This is a genomic window from Streptomyces sp. NH27, from assembly GCF_056859195.1.
In genome coordinates, this window is the sequence record NZ_JACEGK010000416.1 from 1 (window position 1) to 7171 (window position 7171).

Here is a 7171-nt window from a genome sequence, read left to right on the forward strand (position 1 = left end):
GGCACCCCGCATGGCCCGCATCACCGCCACCATCAAGCCGATCCACGACGACACGTCCGTGTGCACCCACCCGGTCACCAGCACCGGAAAGCCCCGCGACCCCGAGTCCGGATGCACCGGCCGGACCGCCTACACCGCGAGCTGCTCCGCCGGCGACTGGACCGCCACCTGCCGCACCAAGGCGGAGCTGGAGTACCTGCGCGACACCCACTTCCGCGCCCACCTCGCCAAGCCCGCCGCCCCGGCCGCGGTCACGGCCAACGCCTGAAAGGGACACCCGCCGCATGAAACTCACCATCGACTCCCGCGCCCTGGCCGACGCCGTCGGCGTCTCCGTCCGCGCCCTGCCCAACCGCCCGCCCGTGCCGGTGCTGGCCGCCCTCAAGCTGCACGCCGGTGACGGCCAGCTCGCCGTCACCGGCTACAACTACGACGTCTCCGCCTACACCACCGCCGCTGTCCAGATCACCGAGCCCGGCACGGTCCTGGTCCCCGGCCGGCTCCTCACCGAGATCGCCCGGACCCTCCGGAAGGAGGTGCATCTCACCACCGACGACACCCGCCTCACCGTGGAATCCGGCAACGCACGGTTCACCTTGCCCACCCTTCCGCTCGGGGAGTACCCGACCCTGCCCGAACTCCAGGAAGCCACCGGCACGGTGCGTGGCGCGGACTTCGCCGAAGCCGTCGCACAGGTCGCCGTCGCGGCCGGCCGCGACGACACGCTGCCCGTCCTGACCGGCGTGCAGCTGGACGTCGAAGGCCCCACCATCACCCTCGCTGCCACCGACCGCTACCGCTTCGCCGTGCGCACCCTGCGCTGGGAGCCCGACGGCGCCGACTGGAACGGCCGCGCTCTGCTGCCCGCCAGGTCCCTGCTGGAGACCGCCAAGGCCCTTGCCGCCGACGACACCGTCTACCTCACGCTCGCCGATGAGGACAGCGGCGGCAGCGGGGTCACCGGCCTGACCGGCGACACCCAGCGCACCACCCTGCGCGGCCTGGAGGGCAAACTGCCGTCTTACGAGGCCCTGTTCCCCACCGAGTTCGCCGCCGAAGCGGTCGTAGCCACCGAGGCCCTCGCCGACATCGTCAAGCGCGTCGCCCTGGTCGCCGAACGCAACACCCCGGTCCGGCTCGCCTTCACCCCCGGCACCGTCACCATTGAGGCCGGCTCCAGCGACGACGCCCAAGCCGTCGACCGCGCCGACGCCGACTACACCGACCACACCGGCGGCGAGCACGACACGTTCCGCATCGCGTTCAACCCGCACTTCCTGCTGGACGGCCTGACCGCGCTCGGCAGCGACGCCGTGCGGCTCCGTTTCACCAACCCGCACAAGCCCGCCCTGCTCACGAGCGGAGGCTCCCCCGAGACCGGCCTGAAGTACCTGCTCATGCCGGTCCGCCTGTCCGGCTGACCACGAGCGCACCCGACCGGACCCTCACCAACCCCGTTCCGCACCGCGCGGCGGCCCACCCCGGGCCGCCGCGCCCTCATTTTCGGAGGCACCGCCTTGCATCCCGACGTGTACATCGACTCCTTCGGCGCCCGCTGGCAGGACCCCCCTCCCCCGCGCTACCGCGCCGCAGTCCTCGGCATCAACCTCACCGACGCCCTCCTCAACCCGCCCGACGACCCGGCCCTCGCCGACATCGTCGCCCGCCAGACCGGCCGCGACCCCGGCGTCCGCGACTACGTCCTGAACACCCCCGGCGCCGACCGCATCATCACCGACGCCGTGCACGAGCTCACCGCGCTGCTCACCGCCGACCCCTCCCGCCCGGTCCAGCTCCTGGTCAACTGCTGGTACGGCCGCCACCGCGCCCCGGCAGTGTCCGACGCGATCGGCCGGTGCATGCACGAGATCGGCGTCTGGGCTTCCGTCGAACACCACCACATCGACCGGCCGCCGGTCCCCCGCAAACACCCCCGGGCCGACTGCCCGTTCTGCGCGATCATCCACGACGGCGCACCGGCCGCGATCGTCCGCGCCTGGCGCGACACGATCGCGATCCGCCCCCGCGGCGGCTGCACCGAAGGCCACGTCCTGGTCATCCCGCGCGGCCACGTCGACGACGCGACCACCGACCCGGTCGTCTCCGGAACCACCATGCAGCGCGCCGCGGAACTCGCCGCCGAACTCGGCAGCGACTGCAACCTGATCACCTCCTGTGGACCGGCCGCCACCCAGACCGTGCGCCACCTCCACTTGCACGTCGTCCCCCGCACCACCGGCGACGGCCTCGCCCTGCCCTGGACCACCCCCCGCGAACAGGAGACCGTGAAGTAATGCGACCCCGCAGGAAGGCCGCGCCCACCGGCCCCGTGTCGCTCGCCCGGCCGGTCATCGTGACGCTGTGCGGCAGCACCCGACACTGGGACGCCCTCGTAGAGGCCAACGCCCGCGAGACCCTGGACGGGAAGATGGTCCTCGCGCCCGGCGTTGACATGAAGACCCGCCACGAGTGGTCCGACCCCGACGAAGCCGCACAGGTCAAGCAGATGCTGGACGCCCTGCACCGCGCCAAGATCCGCGCCGCCGACGAAGTCCTGATCGTCAACTACGCCGGCTACATCGGCGAGTCCACCCGTGCCGAAATCGCCTACGCCCTCAGCCTCAGCAAGCGCGTGCGATACACCGAGACCTACGAGCACGCCGTCCTCGTCACCCGCCCCGGCCTGGACGACATCCACCTCGGACCCTTCCACCACCGCCACCAGGCCGAACAGATCACCACCAGCTTGGCCGGGCAGCTCCACCACACCGCGCACATCTCCGGCACCACCATCACGTACGCGCCGTACGACCCCACCCAGCCCCACCGAGGCATGCCCGTCACCACGGACCCGTACGTCCTCGCGCTCTCGATGGACGACGCCGACGAACCCGACCGCACCCAGCCCGGCGGCAACTTCCCCGACACCTACGCCCTCCTGGCCGCCTGGCACGGCCCCGACCGCGCCGCCGAACTGTGGACCACCGCCTGCAACGTCTACGACCACCTCCACGCCGACCCCGACGACGAAGACCACTGACACCACACGGCCCCGGGCCGCAGCATCTGCGCTGCGGCCCGGGGCCATTTTGCGTTCCGGAGGGAAATCCAGGGGGTTTCAGTCCGTTGCCGCCCCAGCGGGGGCCAGTCGTACGAGCAGCTCTGCGACCGACGCCAGAACGTCCGGCGACAAATGCGCGACCAGGGTGTCCACAACCTCCTGAGCGGAGCCACCCGAGATGACGAACTCTGCGGGTGCCGTGTTCGTGGGAACCTTCGAAGCCGACGCTGACGCCTCCACCGTGCTGGCCTCATCGGCGCCCGGGGTATTAACGGCGTTAACGGTCTCCTGCTCGGTCGGCGCGGGCCGGGGCTTCGCCGACGTCCGCTGCCGCGGGGTCTTAACGGCGTTAATGGTCTCGGCAGCGGCCGCGGCCTGGTCCGCCTTCGGCATGCGGCCGATCCGCCGGGCGGGCTCCACCTTGAGCTCGCCAGTGGTGACCTTCTCCTGCAGGTCCTCGGTGAGACCCAGGAGGGCCAAGCGCTGCGACACCCAGGCGGGCGTTTTGCCCAGACGCTTCGCCACCTGCCCCTGCGACCCGTGTACTTCCACGAGTTGCTGGATCGCGTTCGCCTGGTCCAAGGGGGCCACGTCCACGCGGTGGATGTTCGCGATTAGCGCTGATTCCACGATGTCCGCGGCGCTCGCCGCAAGGTCGTCGTTGACGTCGATCCGCAGTTCCTCCAGGCCGGCCAATGCTGCGGCAGCGAGGCGGCGGTTGCCGTCGATGACGACGTACTCGGCTGCGCCGATCGCGGTCTCCTGATCCGGGTGCACTGCCAGGAAGACGGTTCGCCGGACCACGGCGACGGGCTGAAGCTGCCCCCGGACCTGCAGGGACTCGGCAGTCTCCTCAAGGTCGGTGAGTTCTTCGCGGGGGTTGAACGGGTTGTGCGCCAGGGCTGCGAGCGAGACTGCGGCTGGGGGGCGTTTCCCCTCACCCTTCATGATCTGCTCGCGTGTACGGACACGCCGCGGCGGGGGAGTGCTCCCGCCATCCGTACCGTTTTCGTCGATGTCGAAGCCGCGCGTGACGCGTCGGCGGCGGTCGGTCATACGGCAAGCTCCCTCGCGAGATCGCGCATCACCTGCGCGTGTTCACTCTCCGGCGCGTACTCCAGCAGCGGGATCTCCCCATCAGCTGCCTCGCGCCCCTCTTTCAGGTCCCCGATCACGGCGAGCACGCTGGGGGTGGTGCTCTTCTCCCACTGGTCGCGGTTCTCCTGCACGAGCTTCCCGCGTCGACTGTCATAGGCGTTGATGATCAGACCGAGGTAGTCGATCTGGATGCGCCCCTTGCGGCACAGGTCGTCCTTCTGGGACTTCAGCAGCCTCACAGCGCGGTGCGAAGCTCGGTTGGCCCACACCGGTGTGATGACGCCCGACCGGTCCGCGAGTTCGCCCTCACGGCGCCGCACGTAGTACAGGGCGGTGTCCATGTTCAGTCCCAGGCTGGGCGGGCCGTCGATGAGGATGATGTCGTAGTCCGCTTCGAGCGGTTCGAGTGCGCGCTCGAGCGCGGCCTCGCTGAAGCTGACCTTCGACAGGGCAACGTCTCGCATGAAGGCGTCGTCGGAGGCCGGCAGCAGATGGAGGCGGCCTCCGAAGACGTCCCCGTCCAGCGCGACCAGGAGGTCGTGGATGTCGCCCTTGGCAGTGCCGTCCATGTGCATCATCAGGGTCTCGACGTCGTCCTCGTACATGAGGTCTTCGAAGCCGAGTTCAGCGGTGAGGTGGCCCTGGGGGTCGTAGTCGACCAGCAGAACGCGGTGGCCAGCTTCCGCAAGAGCCTGCGCGATCCCCGAGGCGAGGAACGTCTTGCCGACACCACCCTTCTGGTTGGCGATTATCACCCGCACGACGGGCTGGGCGACCAACGGAGCAGTGGGGGAGGGGTGGTTGTCCAACCACAGCGTCAGCGCCTGTGCGAGGCCCTGCACATAGGTGACACCACGCTGACCGCACGCCTCCTTGAACTGGTCGGGCTCGCCGGGCGGGAGGAACGTCCCCCATGTCTTCGCGCCCGCGGTCTCGACTTCCGGGACGCCTTCGGCGGCGTACCACGCCTTGATCGCGTGCTCAGTGGCGTCTTGGATGTCCATGCCGTGCTCGAAGGCACGGATCTTCAGATGTCTGCGCAGCTGGGGAGTGAGCGCTGTAATTAGCTTTTCTCGCTCCCCGCGAGGGCCGGGGATCGTCATGCGGCCGAACATTACTAGGTCACTGCCGTTGGTGGTGGGATCTGGACCGCAGACACGAGGCGGAGCCTGCTGCTCGCCGAACGTCTCCGGCTGAAGCCAGGCTCTCGCTCGGCTACACGGGCTGCGCAACTCGGCTGCTCCAAAAGGGCGTTGGAGCGCGTGCAAGCCGACGGCCTCGATCACGCGATGGCAGCCATGGCCCGGGAAAACAGGCGCGCCCTTCAGGCTGCCGGCCCCACAATCAGTCCTCTACCGAGAGGCTGAGATGAGCAGACTTTTGAAGTTCGAGGACGGGACCAGACTGTGGTTGCGGACCCGGGAGGGACAGCAACTCGCCTCCCTCTTGCCGGGAGTGGGCGTACACCACTTCCGGTTTTCCCAGCAGATCGAGACGGCGGAACTCGCCGATGGCTGCAACCACGTCCAGATGGGCGGAGAAGTGCGGGCCGGGCAGGCCGGGACGCAATGGCTGGGGTCCTTCACGCCCGTCGGGGTGTACCTGGGACGGGTGCCCCGCGACGCAGTGCTTTCACTGCCGCTCACGACCGAGCAGATGCTCGCTCTGGAGCGTGAACGTGACGGCGGGGATCTGATGCTCAAGGTGGACTTCCATGCCACGCTCCCGCAGAGCAGGGAGTTTCCCTTCGCGGAAGAGCAGGTCGACTTCCGGGTGTCGGCCAGCGACTGGGAGCGGCAGATCGAGAGCGTGCACCGGGGTGCGTTCTTCACCGTCACGGTTCCGCTGCCGCTGGACGACGGGCTGTTGGCCAAGGCCGCGGCGCATCTGCTCAGCGCCAAGCGGCAGATCACCGCGGGGGAGTACCCCGACGCGATCCGGGAGACACGGTTGGCGATCGGGATCATGCGCGACATGAAGGTCTGGCCCCGGGACGTCGACAAGAAGCGCGACGATCAGGACCAGGCCGACCGCTACGGTCTCATGCTCGATGATCTCGACGCGCAGGCTGAGGGGTACCAGAAGCTTCTGCAGAAGTCCTTCAACCAGGCCAGCGGTGTCCAGCACAGCGACGGCGTGATCGCGCTGGCCACCTGGGTGCGCGCCGACGCCGTCTCGCTGACCGGCATGGCCGCCTCCTTGATGCACCGGCTTGCTGAGGAGATCCGTAGCTGAGGTCGCGCCCGGGCGGTCAGGGGCCGGTGAGGATGGTGTGGGTTCCGATGCGCCGCCAGATGATGTGCTGGTGTCCGTGTATGCGCTGCGTCCCGTACTGCCAGGTCGCCCGGCCGTTGCCTGCCCAGGTGAGTTCGTAGACGCCGGGTGCGCACTGGACGCGCTTGACGCGCAGCCCGGCGCGGAAGCGGCCGGTGCGTAGGTCGGGGACGAACGCGTGGGTGACGACCTGGTGGAAGCGGCGGCGCTGCTCGGGGGTCAGGTGGTCCAGGTCGGTGTGGAAGCGCGGCAGGGCCTCGTAGGTGGGCACGGCGTTCTCCTTCCGGGAAGCACGAAGCCCCCGGCGGGTGCCGGGGGCGGTGGCCTTCTGCGTGCAGGTGTGGGGGTGCGGGTCGGCTCTGGTCGTCTGCCGTGCGAGCGGTGTGCTGGTACTCCGTCGGTGGCGGTGGTGCTGGCTGCTGTTGGTTTTCGTGGTGGGTGGGGCGGGTGTGACGCAGCATTTGCACCCACCGCCTCGAGGCCGGTTTCCGCGTAGCGGGATGGCCGGACAACCGGTTCGGCACCTTGTCCCGTGCTGCGGGACGGGCGCGCCGTCCTGCTGTTCGGCAAGAGCGCGGCGGTGTCGGCTGGTGGGGTGCTGAGCGTTGCGGTGGTTCATGCGGGCAGTGGGTGGCGGTACTACTTCCGGGGGGTGATGGTCGGAGACGGGCGGCGCCCGGCGGTGAAACCGCTGCGGGCCGCTTTGGTGGAGGCTGGGCTGCCGCCGGGGGTGTGGGT

Annotated in this window: 8 protein-coding genes and 1 pseudogene; 6 read left to right on the forward strand and 3 right to left on the reverse strand. The window is 69.5% G+C overall.

Annotation, left to right across the window (positions count from 1 at the left end):
• From AC13HU_RS27665 to AC13HU_RS27680, 4 genes are all read left to right on the forward strand, one after another.
• The coding region (locus AC13HU_RS27665; RefSeq protein ID WP_483044679.1) for a hypothetical protein at positions 1–268 on the forward strand (268 nt) is incomplete at its 5' end.
• Positions 269–284: 16 nt separating this feature from the next.
• On the forward strand, positions 285–1421 hold the full coding sequence (dnaN, locus tag AC13HU_RS27670; RefSeq protein ID WP_483044680.1) for a DNA polymerase III subunit beta: 1137 nt from the start codon (positions 285–287) through the stop codon (positions 1419–1421).
• A 96-nt stretch (positions 1422–1517) separates the two neighbouring features.
• Positions 1518–2294 carry an HIT family protein gene (locus AC13HU_RS27675; protein ID WP_483044681.1) on the forward strand — a complete coding sequence of 259 codons (777 nt, stop codon included), beginning with the start codon at positions 1518–1520 and terminating at the stop codon, positions 2292–2294.
• Positions 2294–3040, forward strand: a complete 747-nt coding sequence (locus tag AC13HU_RS27680; protein ID WP_483044682.1) for a hypothetical protein — start codon at positions 2294–2296, stop codon at positions 3038–3040. Before AC13HU_RS27675 ends, AC13HU_RS27680 begins: the two co-directional genes overlap by 1 nt.
• A 78-nt stretch (positions 3041–3118) precedes the next feature.
• Here AC13HU_RS27680 and AC13HU_RS27685 read toward each other — a convergent pair whose 3' ends face one another.
• Complete coding sequence (locus AC13HU_RS27685; protein WP_483044683.1) at positions 3119–4117, reverse strand: ParB/RepB/Spo0J family partition protein; 999 nt, start codon at positions 4115–4117, stop codon at positions 3119–3121.
• Entirely contained in the window at positions 4114–5262 is a 1149-nt protein-coding gene (locus tag AC13HU_RS27690; RefSeq protein WP_483044684.1) for a ParA family protein, read from the reverse strand. Before AC13HU_RS27690 ends, AC13HU_RS27685 begins: the two co-directional genes overlap by 4 nt.
• Before the next feature lie 265 nt (positions 5263–5527).
• Here AC13HU_RS27690 and AC13HU_RS27695 point away from each other — a divergent pair, with 265 nt between their 5' ends.
• On the forward strand, positions 5528–6394 hold the full coding sequence (locus AC13HU_RS27695; protein ID WP_483044685.1) for a hypothetical protein: 867 nt from the start codon (positions 5528–5530) through the stop codon (positions 6392–6394).
• A 16-nt stretch (positions 6395–6410) separates the two neighbouring features.
• On the opposite strand, the gene AC13HU_RS27700 is transcribed toward AC13HU_RS27695, so the two are convergent.
• Positions 6411–6704, reverse strand: a complete 294-nt coding sequence (locus AC13HU_RS27700; RefSeq protein ID WP_483044686.1) for a hypothetical protein — start codon at positions 6702–6704, stop codon at positions 6411–6413.
• 261 nt (positions 6705–6965) lie between these two features.
• On the opposite strand from AC13HU_RS27700, the pseudogene AC13HU_RS27705 reads away from it, so the two are divergent.
• Positions 6966–7171 (forward strand): annotated as a pseudogene (locus tag AC13HU_RS27705) (hypothetical protein); the annotation flags it as partial.